Source organism: Flavobacterium esculini, assembly GCF_048284325.1.
Lineage (GTDB): Bacteria > Bacteroidota > Bacteroidia > Flavobacteriales > Flavobacteriaceae > Flavobacterium.
In genome coordinates, this window is the sequence record NZ_JBLVPI010000001.1 from 168,742 (window position 1) to 188,047 (window position 19,306).

A 19,306-nucleotide genomic window follows, 5' to 3' on the forward strand; every position below is an offset into this window, starting at 1 on the left:
TTGTTTCTAATTTTTTTGCTTTCAAATTTGATAAAATTAAAAGAGATTCTTTTTTAAAATTACCTTTTCGTATTTTTGCTTCAAATTACTTTTATGAAATCTATTTTTTATAAATACCGAAAGTTTTTTGGTGTTTTATTAGCCTTCTCCATCATAACAATTTACTTGTTTTATGTAGCTCTTAAACCAAGCAAAACACTACCTATTTTTAATCCTTCAGATGTAAACCCGGAATTAGTAGACAGTACCGTTCAATACATCAGTAAATACCATACCATTGCTGATTTTTCGTTTGTAAACCAAAACGGAAAAACCATCACCCAGAAAGATTATGAAGGAAAAGTATATATTGCTGATTTTTTCTTTACTACTTGCGGTTCTATTTGTCCAAAAATGACAACTAATTTAGCAGAAGTTCAAAAAGCAATTATTAATAATCCAAAAGTAATGTTACTTTCCCATACTGTATTTCCAGAAATTGACAGCATTCCGGTTTTGAAAGCGTATGCTATAAAAAATGGAGTTGTTGACAGCAAATGGAACTTGGTAACCGGCGATAAAAAAGCCATTTACACGATGGCAAGAAAATCCTATTTAGCAGTCAAATTAGGGAGACCAGAACAGTTGTATGATATGGTTCACACCGAAAATTTTGTTTTGGTTGACACTAAAAGACGGGTTCGCGGTTTTTATGACGGAACTAAAAAAGAAGACATGAAACGTTTGATAGAGGATATTGATTTTTTGTGTACTGAATAAAAAAATTAAAAAATTGGGCTCCAGCTGTTTCCTATCTTTATTAGCCCAATAAACAGTCTCCATTTCTTAGCTTTTATTTATCCCAAAAAGTTACAAAAATGATAATTATCATTTGTTTTGGCATTATAATATGTACTTTTGTAATCTTAATTCAATCTAAATAAGCCTTGCGAACAACGATACAATCCCTCAAAAAAGGCGAAAAAGCCATTATCAAAGATTTTGATATTGATATCGTTCCTTTAAAACTTTTAGAAATGGGTTGTTTACCCGGAAATATGGTAGAATTACTTCAAATTGCTCCTTTTGGAGATCCTTTATATTTGAATATTAATGGTTCACATGTTGCTATTCGTATAGAAACGGCGAAAGAAATCGAAGTTGAAATCATGAAAACCAACTTATGGTAAGCAATCGAAACATTAATGTCGCTCTTATAGGAAATCCTAATGTGGGTAAAACATCCGTTTTCAATCAATTGACGGGTTTAAACCAACAAGTGGGCAATTATCCTGGAATTACGGTGGAGAAAAAAATTGGATTTTGCAAATTACCCAATAATGTTAAAGCTAATATTCTAGATTTACCGGGGACTTACAGCTTGAATGCCAGTTCAATTGACGAAAATGTTGTTATTGAATTACTCCTGAATAAAAACGACAAATTATATCCAGATGTTGCTCTTGTAGTTACAGATGTAGAAAATTTGAAACGTAATTTACTTCTTTTCACACAAATAAAAGATTTAGAAATCCCTACTATCTTAGTCATAAATATGGCTGATAGAATGACATATAAAGGAATTTCACTAGATCTTACTTATCTTGAAGAGCATCTCAAAACTAAAATTGCATTGATTAGTTCAAGAAAAGGTTTTGGTATAGATCAATTAAAAAAATTAATTGTCACTTTCAAAACTATTTCAAGCGAACCTTGTTTGAATGCATCAAGTATTGATCCTGAATATTTCAATACACTTCGCAAAACATTCCCTAATCAATTGTTATATAAATTGTGGTTAGTGATCACACAGGATGTAAATTTCCTGAATTTAGATCGTAATGAAATCCGAAGTTCATTGACCAAATCACATTCGGATTTAAAGCGTTTACAACAAAAAGAAACCATAAAACGCTACCAATTTATCAATGATGTGCTGAAAGTAGGATTGAAAGTAGATGAAACCGTCGCTAAAGATTTTCGAAGCAAACTGGATCGTGTGCTCACGCATAAAGTGTGGGGCTATGTAATTTTCTTTTTGATATTATTTGTCATTTTTCAATCTATTTTCGAATGGTCCAAAATCCCTATGGATTTCATTGATAGTACTTTTGCCTCGTTGAGCTCTCTTACTGCTGACCATTTACCCCCAGGAGTTTTAACCAATTTAATTTCACAAGGAATTATTCCAGGAATTGGCGGAATTTTGATCTTTATTCCACAAATTGCCTTCTTGTTTATGTTCATTTCCATTCTCGAAGAAAGTGGCTATATGAGCAGAGTAGTTTTCCTGATGGATAAAATCATGCGAAAATTTGGTTTGTCAGGTAAAAGCGTTGTACCGCTTATTTCAGGAACAGCCTGTGCAATTCCTGCGATTATGGCAACCCGAAATATAGAGAACTGGAAAGAAAGACTCATCACCATACTGGTAACGCCTTTTACAACCTGTTCAGCAAGATTGCCTGTTTACGCCATCATTATAGCGCTGGTGATTCCTGATACGCGCGTTTTTGGGATTTTAAATATGCAAGGAATGACCTTAATGTTATTGTATCTTTTGGGTTTTGGAATGGCAATTTTTTCGGCTTACATTTTAAATAAGATTCTAAAAATAAAAGGAAAAACATATTTTGTTGTTGAAATGCCCAATTATAAATTACCTCTTTTTAAAAATGTGGGAATTAATGTAATCGAAAAAACAAAAGCATTTATTTTTGGCGCAGGAAAAATCATATTAGCAATTTCGATTGTTTTATGGTTTTTGGCTTCCTATGGTCCTGGAGAGAAATTCAATAATGCAGAAACTATTGTAGTTGAAAAAACCAAAGAGAAACCGTTGTCAAAAACAGAATTTGAAAATGCAGTTGCCTCACAAAAATTAGAAAATTCTTATATTGGTTTAATGGGAAAAACCATTGAGCCTGTTATTTCTCCTTTAGGTTATGACTGGAAAATAGGCATTGCCATTATCAGTTCGTTTGCGGCCAGAGAAGTATTTGTGGGAACATTAGCGACCATTTATAGTGTTGGCGGCAGTGATAATGAAGTCACCATAAAGAATAAAATGGCATCCGAAATCAATCCTGAAACCGGAAATAAAATATTCAATTTTGCTTCAGGGATATCCTTATTGCTATTTTATGCTTTTGCATTGCAATGTGCGAGCACACTTGCCATTACCAAAAAAGAAACCAACAGTTGGAAATGGCCATTAGGACAACTTATATTCATGAGTGGTTTTGCCTATGTTGTAGCATTGATTGCCTATCAAATTCTAAAATAAACGATTATGGATATTCAGGAAATTATAGCTTTTGTTGCACTAGCAATTGCACTAGCTTTTTTAATCCGAAAATTTTTTTTAAAAAAGAAGAAATCAGGTAAAAATTGCGGCAGTGATAATGATTGTGGCTGTCATTAAAGTTTTTGTGTAAATTCATTTATTTTTAAACTTTAAGAACGAAGCGATAATAAGAATCTAAATATTAACCCATTTCACCAATTAGCGAAAATTTTTAGAAGCTACAGCGAAATGTACTAAAAATGCATTGTTTTAAATTATAATTCGAGACCAATAAAAATCAACCCATTAATTTAAACTATTTGATTTAAATTAACTAAATTTACATAGTCTAAAATTTTGCTTTTAGACTCAAAATTAGTCACTTTCATTTTTTACTTTTAAAAAAATAGATCTTAATTTGTACTTGAATATAAAGTACTTTTTGAACATAATTTCAGGACTTTTAGCTTTACTCCTACCCAGCGATTGGAATTATAGAATTACTATGAATTGGTAATCGGTATCTTTTAATAATTTAAAGGAGAAACTACAAGAAACCTTGATACAGCACCTATTTATTATTAAAAAAGCAATTCGCTTTTTTAATAATTATTCATTTTTAAATGGCTATTTTTCAAAAAAAATTGCCTTAAGCAACTAAATGAAAACCTCTTACAGTTATTATGCAATTGATTACACTTTGACCTCTTAAAAACCTTGTTCATCTTGTTATTAAGCTATAAAATCTAAAAACATAATAGGATTAATTTTTTCAAATCATGTCGGAACTTCGTTAAAACAAAATGTCATGACACTTAAAAATCATATCTTTTTTTGGGGAGTAATCATCATACTGATGGGAGGAAATCTTATAGTAGCTCAAGAGAATGCTGGGGGAAAGGAATATGCCTTAAAAGCTGCTTTTCTGTATCGCTTTATAGATTATGTTAATTGGAAAGATTATTCAAAAAATCAAACTTTTAAGATCGCTATTCTGGAAGGAAGCCCAATTACCGCTTCATTACAAGACATCCCTAAAACTAAAAAAATTGAGATCAAGGAATATAAAAACTTGAAAGATATCAGTTTTTGTAATATTCTGTTTGTTCCTTACAATAGTACCATCCCAATCGAAACCATTCTTTCAAAATTTTCAGGAAAGCCCGTATTAATCGTAACAGAGCGAAATGGTTATGGAAAAAAAGGGGCGCAGATGAATTTTGTTATTATCGAAAAAAAATTAAAATTTGAAGTAAATCTTAAAGCTATAAATAAATCTGGAATTGGAATCAGCTCATTCTTGCTGCAACATGCAATTATTGTGCAATAATCATCTCAAATTACACATTTGCATCGTTCCATTTCTGCTTGTATTTGAGTTAAGAAGAAAAAACTTAACAAGTAATGTAATTACTGCACCTTTAGCGTGCGAAGTACTATTTTTAGGATTAAAAAACTACAAAAAATGATGAATTTACGAAACATCTCCATTAAAAATAAGCTGGTACTCATGCAGGTTTTCACCTCCGCATTTGTATTAGTGCTTTGTATTACAGCTTTTGTCCTAATAGACATAAAAGGGTTCAAAGACCGAAAAATGATAAGCTCAATTGCTATTGCGCAAGTGGTAGGTTTTAATAGCGTTTCTGCACTTGAATTTTTAGATAATGCTGCCGCAAAGAAAATTCTCTCTGAATTAGCCGTACAAAACGACATTATAAATGCAAGTATACTCGACAAAAAAGGCCATGTTTTTGCATCCTATACTAAAGCGGGCGCCAATCCTAAATTTCGGTTTGTTGTACCTGAAATGGATCAAAAAAGTTTTCTGTTTACCAATAAAAATCTTTTTGTTTACAGCAAAATTAAAAAAGACAATAAAACAATAGGATTAGTATGTGTCAACTTTGAACTATCGGAATTGAATAAAATAAAAATGGATGTGTTGCGTCTGGGAATCGTATTATTAATTGTAGGGATCGGACTTGCTTTCTTAATTGCCATGATTATTAAAAAATACATCTCAAAACCGTTGTTAAACTTGGTAACGGTAATACAACAGGTAAAGGATACCGGAGATTATAAAACCCGTATGGTTGTTGAAGGAAAAGATGAAATTAGTATCCTTTCCCAGGGACTTAATAATATGCTGGAAAACATTGAAAAAAGAGACAATGAAGTGGCACTATCCAAAGAACAACTGAATAACCAAAATACCCTTTTACAATCCGTTATACAAAATATGGGTGATGGATTAATCGTTGCCGATGAGAATAGAAAATTCATACTTTGGAATGCTGCCAGTGAAAAAATAATTGGAATTGGGCCAATGGATATACCCATCGAGAGATGGGCTGAAACCTACGGCTTCTTTTTGCCTGATACCAAAACAACTTTTAATACTAATGAACTTCCTTTAGTGAAAGCATTAAATGGTGAAGAAGTGGATAATATGGAAATATTCATCCAAAATTATAAAAAACCCGAAGGTCTTTCAGTAGTTGTAACTGCCAGACCTTTAAAAAATCCTGCTGGTCGAATAACTGGCGGTGTTTTGGTTATTCATGATATCACGGAACGAAAAACTTCAGAAACAGAAATCAAAAACCTCAATGAGGAACTGGAACGAAAAGTAACAGAACGCACGGCCCAATTAGCCGAAGCCATAGAAACCCTTCGCAAAAGCGAGGAAAAATACCGTGAAATTGTGGAAAATATCAGTGATGTAGTCCATACTTCGGATTACAAAGGGTATTTTACTTACATCAATCCTGCCTGCAAGAAACTAACGGGTTACACTCAAAATGAAATTATAGGGAAACATTTTTCAGAAATCGTTGCCCCGGAGTGGAGAGATCGTGTGGCTGAATTCTATTTTGACCAATTTAAAAATAAAATAGATGAAACCTTATTCTCATTTCCCATCCTTACCAAATCCAGAGAAGAAAAATGGGTAGAACAAACAGTGATGCAGTTAAGAGAAGGAAATAGAATAACCGGACATAAATCTATTATGAGAGATATTACGGAACGAAAAGCAGCAGAACAAAAACTAAAAGAGAGTGAAGGTCAATTACAAACCATATTTAATGAGGCTCCAGATGCTTTAATTGTGATAAATGATGAGGGAATCATTATCAGATGGAATCCACAAGCCGAAAAAACATTTGGATGGTCATTAGCTGAGGCTATAGGAAAACCCATGCGTGATTTAATTATTCCTGAAAAGTATAGAGACGATCATACCAAAGGTTTCAAAAATTTCCTTACAACAGGTGAAGGACTCATTATCAATAAAACAATAGAAATCACGGCCCTTAACAATAAACATGAAGAGTTTGATATTGAACTAACAGTATCTCCGGCCACTATTTTAGGTAAATATATTTTCATTGCTTTTATCAAAGACATATCGCTTAGAAAAAAAATGGAAAATGAAAAAAAAGAAGCCGACAAATTAGTGCATCTAAATGAACTAAAATTGAAATTAATTCTGGAAAATATTGGCGAAGGAATTATTGTAACTGATAACCAAAAAAGAATAGTTTTATCCAATCACATGGCGGAAGAAATTATAGGAATAAAACAAGATGCCACAGTCCCAACAACTCTTGATTGGTCCACTAAATATGAATTGTATTATCCTGACGAAAAAACCATTTTTCCTGCCCAGAATCTCCCACTGGAAAAAGCACTAAAAGGAGAATCAACGGATGATGTTGAGATAATAATTGAAGATTCTGAAACTAAAGCCAAAAAGCGAGTGATTATTAGCGGCAGACCAATAATTGACGAAAATAACTATGTTATAGCTGCAGTTGCTAATATAAAAGACATTACCTATTACAAAGAACTTGAGGTCGCTTTAGAAGAAAGCGAACAGAAATACCGAAAATTAATTGGTTTTAAAAAGGGATAAAAACAGAACTACACTATCAATTAAACATAGAATAGTGAACTCTTTTTTAAACTTAAATTCCTTATATGGTTTATATTTTTCACCATATAAGGAATTTAAGTTCATTTAAGGAATAATAAAACATCGCTATAATTACTGTTGGCACAAGGTTTATTTTATATACCCAATTTTGATATAATAGTCTTTTTTAGCAACAGTTACTCCTTGTCTTGGATAAGGAAAAACGCTGCTGTTTTTTATTTTTCTTTGTTTTTCCGGTAGATATTTAGCAAACCATTCCTTGTTTTCTTCCTCATTTTTAACAGAAAAAACGAGGGTTTTGTCCTCTACTAATTTTGAATCTTTGTACACGCAAATAACTGCTGAGACTTCTCCAGCCCAAACACAAGTAACTCCTTCCGGACAGCGGGAATCAGAGACGACTGCTTTCAAAACCAATTGACACCCTGTTTTTTTAAGGCACATTTTTTGGCTGATCTTTACGTACTTTATATTTTCCTTTTTGGTGTTTTGAGCAAAAACGGAAATACAGAAAATCAGTAAAAAGGCTAAGAGACTATTTTTCTTTTGATTTTTCTTTTGATTAAACCAAATATAGTCCTTTTGGCTAGGTAGTTTTCACAAAAAGATTGGTGGCAATTTTATTCGAAATGGTTAAATCCTTGTGATCCACTTTTATTTTCAGAGACAAGTCAAAACTTTCCTTACTGATTATTTCAATTTTAGAACCCAATGCGATTCCTTGCTTGTCTAAATATTTAAGGAATTCAGATGAGGTGTCTTTTACACCCACACATATTCCCGTTTGATTTTCTTGTAATTCTGAAAGCAGTTGTTTTTCAATTTTAATCATACGCCCGTTGGCATCCGGAATAGGGTCGCCATGTGGATCTTCGGTTGGGTTTCCTAGAAAATCATCGAGTTTATTAATCAGTTTTTCGGATTTTATATGTTCTAATTGTTCTGCAATATCATGAACCTCATCCCAGGAAAAGTCTAATTTATCCACTAAAAAAACTTCCCACAGCCGGTGTTTTCTCACAATCATTTTGGCTGTTATTTTTCCGTGTTCTGTTAGAGAAACCCCTTGGTATTTTTTATAATGGACCAAATCCTTTTCGGCTAATTTCTTGAGCATATCGGTTACGGATGATGCTTTGGTTTCCATCATTTCAGCAATGGCATTAGTGCTTATTTCTGAATCCGAAAGAATTGTTAAATGAAATATGGTTTTGAGATAATTTTCTTCTGAAAAAGTCATTTGATTTGAGATTGAATATTATTGATTTTTGATTTCAGATGCCTTAGCCCCGATTACTTCACTTGATTTCTATTTTCATCGGAGTTCAGTGAACTTCTTTTGAAGTGGAAATTCTTTCTAGTCCTGAACTTGTTTCAGGATCCTGAAACAAGTTCAGGACTAGAATTTAATTTTTTACGATCAGTAATGGAATCGTTATTTTGTGTCGCAATTTGTCAACGGTAGTTCCAAAGATTAGATCTTTGAATCCGGTATGTCCGTGGGTTCCCATGACCAAGATATCAAAATTTCCTTTATTGATAATATCAGGAATCACTTTATTTGGTTTCCCAAATCCCAATTTTGTTTCCACTTTAAATCCTTTTTCCGACAACATTTCTTTGTATTCGTTTAATAGTTTTTCGTCTATTATTGTCTCATGGTCATCGATATTTTCGCCATAGACAAGTGCTCCAACGGTTTCTACCACGTGAATTAACGTGTATTTCGCATCGATTCCGCCTAATTGAAAAGCGTTATTCAAGGCTACTTCATCAGCGCTGGAAAAATCGACCGAAACAGCAATATACTTTTTGCTGTAGATTGCAGTTTTAGAAAATTGCAATTTTAAGCTATGTGGCGAATGGTTTAGAATCCTAGTTTTTGTTTTAGAAATAAAAGGTTTCACTATGATATAAAGCAACAAAATCAAGAAGCCTATAGCTAAAGGAACCACGGTAAACCATAATACTATTGGATTTTTAGAAGTTTCTAACCAACCATTAATTTCATCAAAAACTAATTTTGCATTCAATGAAACAATAATGGTTGCAATGATCCATGAAGCGATTTGGGTAACCTTTCCAATGTGAAATCCCTTCATTTTTGATTTGTCGCTTACAAAATGGATCAGCGGAATAATAGCAAAGCCCAATTGTAAACTCAAAATTACCTGGCTCAAAATCAGTAATTTTCCAGTGACACTTTCACCGTAAATCGTAATTACAATAACTGCAGGAACAATGGCAATCAGTCTGGTGATAATTCTTCGAACCCAAGGCTGAATACGTAAATTAAGATACCCTTCCATCACAATTTGACCAGCAAGTGTCCCTGTAATTGTGGAACTTTGCCCAGCAGCAATCAAGGCTACTGCAAATAAAACAGGGGCAAATTTACTTCCTAAAAGAGGTTCTAAGAAGCGATGGGCATCTTGAATTTCTGCCACTTCAAACATTCCGTTTTTGTAAAATGTGGCTGCAGCCAATATCAAAATGGCGGCATTCACTAAAAAAGCTAAGTTTAATGCAATGGTAGAATCGATGAAATTGTATTTTAAAGCCTGCTTAATTCCGGCATTGCTTCTATCGAAATTTCTGGTTTGCACCAATGAGGAATGCAGGTACAAGTTATGCGGCATAACCGTAGCCCCAATAATTCCAATAGCGATATATAATGCCGCTTGATTTGGCATCGAAGGAATTAACCCAAACAACACTTTATCCATCTCAGGCTGGGCAAAAATCATCTCAAAAATAAAAGAGAACCCAATGATTGCTACCAATACAATAATGAAGGCTTCCATTTTACGGATGCCTTTATTGATCAAGAATAATAACAAAAAAGTATCTAATACTGTAATTAATACCCCTTCGATCAATGGAATATCAAACAATAAATTAATACCGATTGCCATTCCTAAAACCTCGGCTAAATCGCAGGCTGCAATAGCAATTTCAGCAAGGAAATACAATATATAATTGATAAATGGAGAATACGTTTCCCGTGAGGCTTGCGCCAAATCGCGTTGAGTAACAATTCCCAGTCGCGCACTCAAACTTTGCAACAACAAAGCCATAATGTTACTCATCAATAAAACCCAGAGTAAGGCATAACCAAACTGGCTTCCGCCGGCAATATCAGTGGCCCAATTTCCCGGATCCATATAACCAACACTGATTAAATAGGCTGGTCCGAAAAAGGCTAATATTTTTCTGAAAACTGATTTTTTATTTTGTGTGACTACCGATCCGTGAACTTCTTCTAAAGATTTTCCCATGGTTGAAATTAAATTATTGACACAAAAGTAATTAAAAAATTTGTTTTACAAAATATAATTTTTAGCTTTGCCTAAATTTTAATTTAAACATTGTGAAAAAAATATTTATGTTATTTGTTTTTCTTGTTGTGAACTTCAGTTATGCACAAGAAAAAACTTTTGTTTCAGGATTCGTTTCATCAGAGAAAAAAGCGATTCCTAGTGCAAGTATTGTTGTAATGGGAACTAATTATAAAACTAAAACCGATAGCTTAGGTAACTATAGATTAGAAAATATCCCAGAAGGCACTTATAAAATTCAGGTTGTGGCCAACAGTTTTCAAACATCCAGAAAAAATATTAGTGTCAAAAAAGACGAAAATACTATAGTGGACTTTGAACTTTCCAATACGGAAAACCAACTGAACGAAGTAGTTGTTTCAGGAACCTTGAAAGCGGTAAAAAGATTAGAAAGTGCCGTTCCGGTTGAAGTTTATTCCCCAATATTTTTTAAAAAAAATCCTACAGCAAGTATTTATGAAGCGCTCCAAAACGTAAACGGGGTCCGACCACAACTTAATTGTGGCGTTTGTAATACCGGTGACATTCATATTAACGGACTGGAAGGTCCGTATACCTTGGTTTTAATTGACGGAATGCCCATCGTAAGCAGTTTATCAACTGTTTATGGATTATCCGGAATCCCAAATTCCCTGGTAGAAAGAATTGAAATTGTAAAAGGTCCCGCATCCTCATTATACGGCAGTGAAGCTGTGGGAGGTTTAATTAATATCATCACTAAAAACCCGATAAATGCTCCATTATTCTCGGCGGATGTTTTTAGTACTTCTTGGCTGGAAACCAATGTCGACTTAGGTGTGAAATTGAATGTTGGTAAGAAAGCAACGGCGTTATTAGGTCTAAATTATTTCAAGTACAACAATAGAATTGACAATGATAAAGATGGATTTACCGATGTTTCACTCTCAGACCGAATTTCACTTTTTCAAAAATGGACTTTTGATAGAAAAGAAAACCGATTATTCACTATTGCAGCACGTGCGGTTTATGAAGACCGTTTTGGCGGAGATATGCGCTGGGAGAAAAAACACCGTGGAGGAGACGAAATTTACGGCGAAAGCATCTACACAAAACGAGCAGAACTTATAGGAAGTTATCAATTGCCATTTCAAGAGAAATTGATGTTTTCATTTTCAGGAAACGTGCATTATCAGGACAGTCGTTACGGCCTGACAAACTATATTGCCAACCAAAAAATTGGGTTTATGCAATTAACCTGGGATAAGAAATCAGGGAAAAATGACCTGCTCACAGGAATAGCAGCACGTTACAATTATTATGATGACAATACTCCTGCGACAACAGCTCTTGGAAATAACAATCCAGAAAAAACTTGGCTACCCGGAATTTTTGTTCAAGACGAAATCACGTTCACGGAGAAACATAAACTATTACTGGGAATGCGTTACGATTACAACTCCTTTCACGGGAGTATTTTAACACCCCGATTAGCCTATAAATGGAAATTAAATGAGAATAATATCCTTCGTTTGAATGCCGGAACAGGTTTTAGAGTTGTAAATTTATTTACCGAAGACCATGCTGCCTTAACAGGTGCTCGGGAAATTGTAGTGGCCCACAACTTGAAACCGGAACAATCCGTAAATGCAAATTTGAATTACATCAAAAAAATAAATTTCGGCAATGGAACATTTATAGGAATTGAAACGGCCCTTTTCCATACCCGATTCAGCAATAAAATTGTTTCCGATTATAACACGGACCCCAATAAAATAATTTATGACAACATCAACGGATACGCTATAAGCCAGGGAATCAGCATGAATATAGACATCAATTTTCCTAACGGGTTAAAGATCATAACAGGAGCTTCCCTTCTTAATAATAAAAATGTTGAAAACGGAATAAAGGAAACGCCCTTTCTAACCGAAAATTTCACTGCAACATGGAGTGTATCGTATAAAATAAAAACTATCGATTTGAATATTGACTACACAGGAAATGTATATGGACCAATGAAATTACCTTTATTAAGTGCATTAGATCCTCGAAGCCCAAATTCGCCATGGTATAGTTTGCAAAACATACAGCTTACTTATTCGGGTTGTAAAAATTTTGAGTTCTATGCCGGAATTAAAAACATATTGAATTTTCTGCCAAAACAAAATAATCCATTTTTGATCTCCAGAACAAATGATCCTTTTGACAAAAATGTAGAATATGACACTAACGGACAAGTGTTGGCTACATCCCAAAACCCTTACGGATTGACATTTGACACCACTTATGTTTATGGCCCTAACCAAGGTATTCGCAGCTTTTTTGGACTGCGCTATAATTTAAAGTAAATGAGAAAAAAACTTCTTTTACTGTTGCTTTTATTTTCGGTGATTCCATCTGGTTTTGCGCAGCTAAACTTGGTCTCCTTTGAACAAATAGATAGTCTGCAAAATATTGAAAAAAGAAAAGTTATTATTTTTATTCATACGGATTGGTGCCAATTTTGTCATTCCATGAAAAACACAACGTTCAAAAACGAAAGCATCATAAAGGAATTAAACAATACTTTTTATTTTATTGATTTTAATGCCGAAGAAAAACGGACAATTACTTTTAACAAAGCTTCTTTTAAGTTCAAATCCACAGGAAATACTTCCGGAATTCACGAACTCGCCATGCAACTGGGAACCATCAACAAACAGCTGAATTATCCTGCTTTATGTGTATTAAACAGTGAAAACGAAATCATTTTTCAAGACAACAATTACATAAAACCGAAAGAGTTTCACCTCATTTTAGAGAAACTAAAAGAATAAAATGTCTATTTTTGGAGTAATTGTCAAATTTTCCAATGAAACACTTCGATTACATCTTTACCGGAACAGGCTTATCGGCTTTGATGACCGTTTATAAAATGGTGCTTTCGAGAAAATTTAACGATAAAAGCATTTTGCTTATCGATGAAAACACTAAAAAAGCGAACGACAGAACTTGGTGTTTCTGGGAGAAAAACGATACTCTCTGGGAAAATTCAATTTCACAGCAATGGCATTCTGCTTTGTTTGCCAATCAAGACTTTCGTAGGGCTTTAGATTTAAAACCGTATCAATACAACATGGTATGCGGCTTGGATTTTTATAACTCAGTATTTGATTTGATTTCGAAACAAGAAAAAATCACTTTCATCAATCAAAAAGTATTAGAGATTGAAGAATCTGAAAATATAATTCTGATACAAACTGATGCTGAAAGTTACTCCTGTTCAAAACTATTCAATAGTATTTACAACAGACAAAAAGTAGAAAATCAAACTAAATATCCTGTTTTACAGCAGCATTTTATTGGTTGGTTTATAAAAAGTGAACAGCCTGTTTTTAATCCGGAACAAGCCACTTTTATGGATTTTTCGGTAGAACAAAGAGGAAATACACGCTTTATGTATGTGTTGCCCACTTCCAAAACCGAAGCTTTACTGGAATACACTTTATTTTCTCACAATCATCTGGAGAAAGCGGAATATGAAACTGAAATCAAAAAATACATTAAAAATCTTGGCATTACTGATTACGAAATCATAGAGAAAGAACAAGGAAGCATCCCTATGACGTGTTATCCTTTTTGGAAATTGAATACCAAAAATGTTATTAATATTGGCACTTCAGGAGGTTGGACCAAAGCCAGTACAGGCTACACTTTTAAGAATTCTGATAAAAAATCTACACAATTGGTTTCTTTTCTACAAACGGAAACTGATTTCACCAAGTTCCATAAAAAGAATAAATTCTGGTTTTATGATTTGTTGCTTTTGGATATTTTGGCCCGAAAAAATGAATTGGGAAGTACTATTTTTTCTTCCATGTTCAAGAAAGGAAGTCCTACGTTGATTTTTAAATTCTTGGACGAAGAAACGACTCTTTTAGAGGACATTCGAGTGATATTAAAATGCCCTAAAATACTATTTACCAAAGCGGTATTTCATATTATTTTTAAAACAATCAAATAACAATCAAACTATAACAAAACTTTATGGCACAAATAAACGTGTTGGTTTTAAACTTTGTAACTTTGCATGATTAAACAACAAAAATTTTAAACTTTTTAAAATAAAAAATATGTATCCAGAAGAAATGGTAAAACCGATGCAAGCTGAATTAACAGCTGCAGGTTTTCAAGATTTACATAGTGCTGAAGCAGTTGAAAACGCAATGAAAGCTGAAGGTACAACACTAGTGATTGTAAACTCAGTTTGTGGTTGTGCTGCAAGAAACGCACGTCCGGGAGCAAAAATGAGCTTAGATGGGGCAAAAAAACCAGATCATTTAATTACTGTTTTTGCAGGAGTTGATAAAGAAGCTGTTGATGCTGCCAGACAACACATGTTCCCTTTTCCTCCGTCATCGCCAAGTATGGCTTTATTCAAAAACGGAGAATTAGTTCACATGTTAGAACGCCACCACATTGAAGGTCGTCCAGCAGAATTAATTGCTGAGAACCTGAAAGACGCTTTCAACGAGTATTGTTAGTCCAATAAAAAAACCACGATTTGCTTTCGCTGAATCGTGGTTTTTTATACGTTTTTCTCATAAGAAATGATCAAGTAACCGTATCGCCCCCTTTTCTAAAGCCTATTAACTGTCTGTACTTTAATTCTGTTTCTTTTAGTTCTTCTTCCATCTGTTTGTATTTACTGATGTCTTTTATGGTAACAACAGCCGCAACTACCTTATTATCCTGATCCACTAATGGCCTGCCGCTGATAAGTACCCTTCTCTTTTGTTGCGCAACGGGATTCCAAAGAACGACTTCAACATCATTTGTTTCCTCTCCGTCCAGCGCTCGTTCCATTGGTAATTTTTGGGAAGGGAAGACCGTTTTTTCATCTGGGAAATACAACTCAAAATGATCGGTTAAATTAGACGATATTTTGTCATCCTCTTCAATCCCGAAAATTTCATTTGCCATGTAATTGGCCATTACTACTTTCCTGTCTGCATTTGCAACAATAACACCCTCACTAATATTCTCTAAAATCAATCGTAACTTTTCTTCATTCTCATACAATTCATCAACAGCTTTTTTACTTTCAGTAATATCTCTCACAAAACCAATAAAAAAATATTTTTCACCCATTTTAATAGGTGAAACACTAATAGACACCGGAAATTCAGTTCCTTCTTTATTGACCGCTTCTATCTCGTATGTTTTATTTAAAATAGCTCCGATACCTGTCGTTAAAAAATGTTCCATACCGGTCTTATGCTCTTCTCTGTAGCGTTCAGGAATAATGAATTCATAAAGATGTTTCCCCATAACTTCGGCCATTTTCCATCCAAAAACAGATTCAGCCTTTGGATTCCACCTTAAAACATTGCTTTCACTGTCAATTACGATAACCGGATCAGGGGCACCATCAAAAATGGCTTGTATTTGCTGTTCATTCTCTTTTAATTTCTGGGTGTAATTATTTAACCTTTCTTCATCAAGCCTTTTTTGGGTGATATCACGTAAAACTGCATATATCATTCCCTCTCTAATATCCGTTGCTATAACCGATTCCGTCCATTTATAGGAACCATCTTTACATAATAAAGGAAACATAACATCTGCCTCTACCAGTTCTCCTTTCAAACGTTTTTCCCGTCTTTCACTTACAATTTTTAAATAATCTGGATGCAGCAGATCTAAAAGTGATATTTTCTCTAAGTCATTTTGATTATACCCCAAAATTTTAGTGAATGCAGGGTTAATTTTTATGATTTTATTTCCTTTTTCAACAAAAAAAGCATCAAATGACATCTCAAAAAAACTATTAACTATTTTTAAGGATTGTTCATCTTTAACTTTTTCGGTAATATCACGTGCAACAGAATACACAACGCCTTGCTCTATATCAATAGTGCTATGCCAGTCCAGCCATTTGTAGGTTCCATCTTTACAACGGACGCGATCTTCAAAATTTACAATTGCATCTCCTCTTAGAAGTTTAGCCAATACTTCATCGGCTATGTTCTTATCATCAGGATGCGTTAATTCCATAAATTTTATAGTATTCATATCTTCTTGGGTGTAACCCAGTGTTTTGGTAAAAGCCGGGTTTATTTTTATAAAATACTCCCCTTTTGCAACGACAAGCAAATTATTGGACATATTGAAAAACTTGTCTGCAATAACCAGAGAATCTTCGGTTTCTTTTTGTGCCGTAACATCCCGTCCAACTGCGTATAATAATCCTGTTGAAAGTTCAGGAGAAATGGACCATACAAGCCATTTTATTGTTCCGTCTTTACAAACAAATCTATTTTTAAACTGAATCATTAAAGCCCCTGTTTGAAGCTTAGCAACTTCTTTTTTTGTAATTTCTAAGTCTTCTGGATATACAAAAAAAGTATAGGGTTTATTCAACAACTCCTCCTCTGAATACCCCAAAATCTTTATAACGGCGGGGTTAACTTTACCAAATTTTTCTTTCGTTCCAATAATCATCAAATCCGAAGACATATTAAAAAACTTATCAGTTACTTTGAAAGACTCTTCTAATTTCTTTCTTTCTGAGATATCCGTCGAAATTCCGCCAATAGCATAAACCCTTCCTGTTGAGTCATATAGAGGGAATTTAACTGCCAGATAGGTATGAGGACCGTCTGTTTGTTGTATAGTTTCTTCTGTTTTTAGTTCTTTTAATACTTTTGCCACTTCAAGATCAGAATTTCGATAAACATCAGCCACTTCTTTTGGTAAAAAATCATGATCTGTTTTCCCTATTATTTCTTCATTCGGGATTTGAAATAAAGATCCAAATTGTTTATTAACCAATAAATATTCTCCATTTATTTTTTTTATAAAGATGGGACTCGAAGTGTTATCAATGATAGACTGAATCAATTGTTTGCTTTCTAGGAGCAGGTTTTGAGAAATATTTTTAGCCCGTAATTGAGCCTTAATTATAAAATAGACGATGGTCAGTAAAATAATTGAAAGGACAAACAAGGAAAGTTCTATCCAATTTAACAAAGAATCATTTGATTGATCTCTTTGTTTGTCAAACCGAGAAATAAAAACCCATCCTGAAGCAATGACAACTAGTAAATTGATAATAAACCCTAGTAATATTTTTTTTTCAAAGGAAATTTTCATGGTAAAAATGGCTTTAAATTTAATATTTATCAACGGCAACAAACCGAATAATCATCTGCTTATACACATGAAAGTTAGTGATTTATATTCAATAATCAAAGACGGATTTATCATATCCGCTCTGAACGCCCCATTAAATCAGAAAGAAAACATTTACATCCACAATAAATATACCCAGGTATTGGAACAATCTTTAGGATAAAAAAAGAAGTAACTTCTCTTTGCTACTTTGAACAAATTTTTGACAACATCTTTTGGCTTTAGTTATCTTTTACACATCTAAATCCCAAGTGGTTGCAAGCACTTGTCGTTTCTCCTTTACCACGACTTCCGGCAACATACCGAATACAATATTGGTCACTACACAAGAAAGATCCTCCGCGCTGTACATGTTTTTCGACCCCGGATTCTTCAGGATCATTACTTGAAGATGGTCCTTTGGGATTATTATTAGGACTATCTTTATAGTAATCGTCACGGTATAAATCACTACACCATTCCCACACATTTCCTTCTAAATCATAAATTCCAAAAGGGTTTTTAGGAAAAGACTTTACTGGAGCTAAACTTACAAAACCATCTTCAGCTGTATTCTCATTTGGAAAACTTCCCTGAAAAATATTGGCCACCCATTTACCTTTTGGTTTAAGCTCAGTACCCCAATAATATTTAGTATACGGTCTTCCTGCTCTGGCCGCAAACTCCCATTCGGCCTCTGTTGGCAGTCGTTTTCCCGCCCATTCCGCAAAAGCCTGAGCATCTACATAACTGATTTGGACTACAGGATTATTTTCAAGTCCAATGATACTGCTCTCCGGTCCAGTAGGATGTTTCCAGTTTGCTCCCGGCACATATTTCCACCATTGCTGGATATTATCCAAAGAGACTTTATTCGTTGGTGCAGAAAACACTGCCGAACCCGGCACTAAATTTACAAGCGGAACACCTGGGTAATCACCTGGATTCAGTGGTCTTTCGGATATTGTTATATATTTAGTTGCTGTTACAAAAGCCATGAACTGAGCATTCGTTACTTCATTTTCATCCATCCAATACCCTTTGACACTAACTTTATGAATAGGCTTTGCATCAGGATAATCATTGGTTCCCATATCAAATTCCCCTGCTGCCACCCAAATCATTCCATTCGTTGAAGCAGCAACAACAATCTCTTTGGAACTATTTTCAATCGATTGCAACAACAATGCTTTTTTGGAAATATTTGCTTTACACATAGCCTGACAGCTATTTGCGGTAACTGCTACAGTTTTACTTTCTTGTGCAAAAGAGGATAAACCCGACAAAATAATTCCAGCAATAAAACGATATATTTTCATGTTTCTATTATTCATTATCCGTATTCCGATAGCTATCGCGAACAACTTACGGCTGTTTTTTTTGCAATTATTATTATTTGATCAAAGATGATAAGCTGCCTTTAAAATTGGAATAAAAGGTTTCACCTCTACTCCAATTGGCTATTGCACCTTCTAAATCATACATTTCCGAAAAGCCATCTTTTAATATTTTACTAAAGTACCACTTCTTCCAATGTTAATCAAATTGACAAACACTGGGTTTGATTTTGGGCAAAACTACCACATTCGAATGGAGCGCCAAATGCAAAAGATACCTGCATGATCAAAAAAGGGATGTATTTAATAGTCT

Annotated in this window: 15 protein-coding genes; 10 read left to right on the top strand and 5 right to left on the bottom strand. The window is 34.0% G+C overall.

Annotated features, from left to right (window positions below; all coding sequences use genetic code 11):
* Nucleotides 1–93 precede the first annotated feature (93 nt).
* From ACNQGG_RS00760 to ACNQGG_RS00785, 6 genes are all read left to right on the top strand, one after another.
* Complete coding sequence (locus tag ACNQGG_RS00760; RefSeq protein ID WP_417960586.1) at nt 94–759, top strand: SCO family protein; 666 nt, start codon at nt 94–96, stop codon at nt 757–759.
* A 167-nt stretch (nt 760–926) separates the two neighbouring features.
* The gene (locus ACNQGG_RS00765) at nt 927–1,169 is read left to right on the top strand and encodes a FeoA family protein (RefSeq protein ID WP_039108275.1); all 243 of its coding nucleotides are present in this window, start codon (nt 927–929) and stop codon (nt 1,167–1,169) included.
* Nucleotides 1,163–3,265: a ferrous iron transport protein B gene (feoB, locus tag ACNQGG_RS00770; protein ID WP_417960588.1), complete on the top strand. Its 2,103-nt coding sequence runs from the start codon at nt 1,163–1,165 to the stop codon at nt 3,263–3,265. The genes ACNQGG_RS00765 and feoB overlap by 7 nt, the downstream gene beginning before the upstream one ends.
* Before the next feature lie 6 nt (nt 3,266–3,271).
* Entirely contained in the window at nt 3,272–3,403 is a 132-nt protein-coding gene (locus ACNQGG_RS00775; RefSeq protein WP_417960590.1) for a FeoB-associated Cys-rich membrane protein, read from the top strand.
* 670 nt (nt 3,404–4,073) lie between these two features.
* Nucleotides 4,074–4,595, top strand: coding sequence for a YfiR family protein (locus tag ACNQGG_RS00780; RefSeq protein ID WP_417960592.1), 522 nt, complete (start codon nt 4,074–4,076; stop codon nt 4,593–4,595).
* Nucleotides 4,596–4,730: 135 nt separating this feature from the next.
* Entirely contained in the window at nt 4,731–7,184 is a 2,454-nt protein-coding gene (locus ACNQGG_RS00785) for a PAS domain S-box protein (protein WP_417960594.1), read from the top strand.
* 150 nt (nt 7,185–7,334) lie between these two features.
* Here ACNQGG_RS00785 and ACNQGG_RS00790 read toward each other — a convergent pair whose 3' ends face one another.
* From ACNQGG_RS00790 to ACNQGG_RS00800, 3 genes are all read right to left on the bottom strand, one after another.
* On the bottom strand, nt 7,335–7,649 hold the full coding sequence (locus ACNQGG_RS00790; protein ID WP_417960596.1) for a hypothetical protein: 315 nt from the start codon (nt 7,647–7,649) through the stop codon (nt 7,335–7,337).
* Between the two features lie 142 nt (nt 7,650–7,791).
* Nucleotides 7,792–8,445 (bottom strand): metal-dependent transcriptional regulator, encoded by a 654-nt coding sequence (locus ACNQGG_RS00795; RefSeq protein WP_417960598.1) that lies wholly within the window; start codon nt 8,443–8,445, stop codon nt 7,792–7,794.
* Nucleotides 8,446–8,611: 166 nt separating this feature from the next.
* Nucleotides 8,612–10,483, bottom strand: a complete 1,872-nt coding sequence (locus ACNQGG_RS00800) for an Nramp family divalent metal transporter (RefSeq protein ID WP_417960600.1) — start codon at nt 10,481–10,483, stop codon at nt 8,612–8,614.
* A 107-nt stretch (nt 10,484–10,590) separates the two neighbouring features.
* On the opposite strand from ACNQGG_RS00800, the gene ACNQGG_RS00805 reads away from it, so the two are divergent.
* From ACNQGG_RS00805 to ACNQGG_RS00820, 4 genes are all read left to right on the top strand, one after another.
* Nucleotides 10,591–12,852, top strand: coding sequence for a TonB-dependent receptor (locus ACNQGG_RS00805; protein ID WP_417960941.1), 2,262 nt, complete (start codon nt 10,591–10,593; stop codon nt 12,850–12,852).
* Entirely contained in the window at nt 12,853–13,320 is a 468-nt protein-coding gene (locus ACNQGG_RS00810) for a thioredoxin family protein (protein WP_417960602.1), read from the top strand.
* 35 nt (nt 13,321–13,355) lie between these two features.
* Nucleotides 13,356–14,507 (top strand): lycopene cyclase family protein, encoded by a 1,152-nt coding sequence (locus ACNQGG_RS00815; protein ID WP_417960604.1) that lies wholly within the window; start codon nt 13,356–13,358, stop codon nt 14,505–14,507.
* A gap of 109 nt (nt 14,508–14,616) precedes the next feature.
* Entirely contained in the window at nt 14,617–15,027 is a 411-nt protein-coding gene (locus ACNQGG_RS00820; protein WP_035668910.1) for a BrxA/BrxB family bacilliredoxin, read from the top strand.
* Nucleotides 15,028–15,097: 70 nt separating this feature from the next.
* Here ACNQGG_RS00820 and ACNQGG_RS00825 read toward each other — a convergent pair whose 3' ends face one another.
* On the bottom strand, nt 15,098–17,638 hold the full coding sequence (locus tag ACNQGG_RS00825; RefSeq protein WP_417960607.1) for a PAS domain S-box protein: 2,541 nt from the start codon (nt 17,636–17,638) through the stop codon (nt 15,098–15,100).
* 260 nt (nt 17,639–17,898) lie between these two features.
* Nucleotides 17,899–18,975 (bottom strand): formylglycine-generating enzyme family protein, encoded by a 1,077-nt coding sequence (locus tag ACNQGG_RS00830; RefSeq protein ID WP_417960609.1) that lies wholly within the window; start codon nt 18,973–18,975, stop codon nt 17,899–17,901.
* Nucleotides 18,976–19,306: the final 331 nt, after the last annotated feature.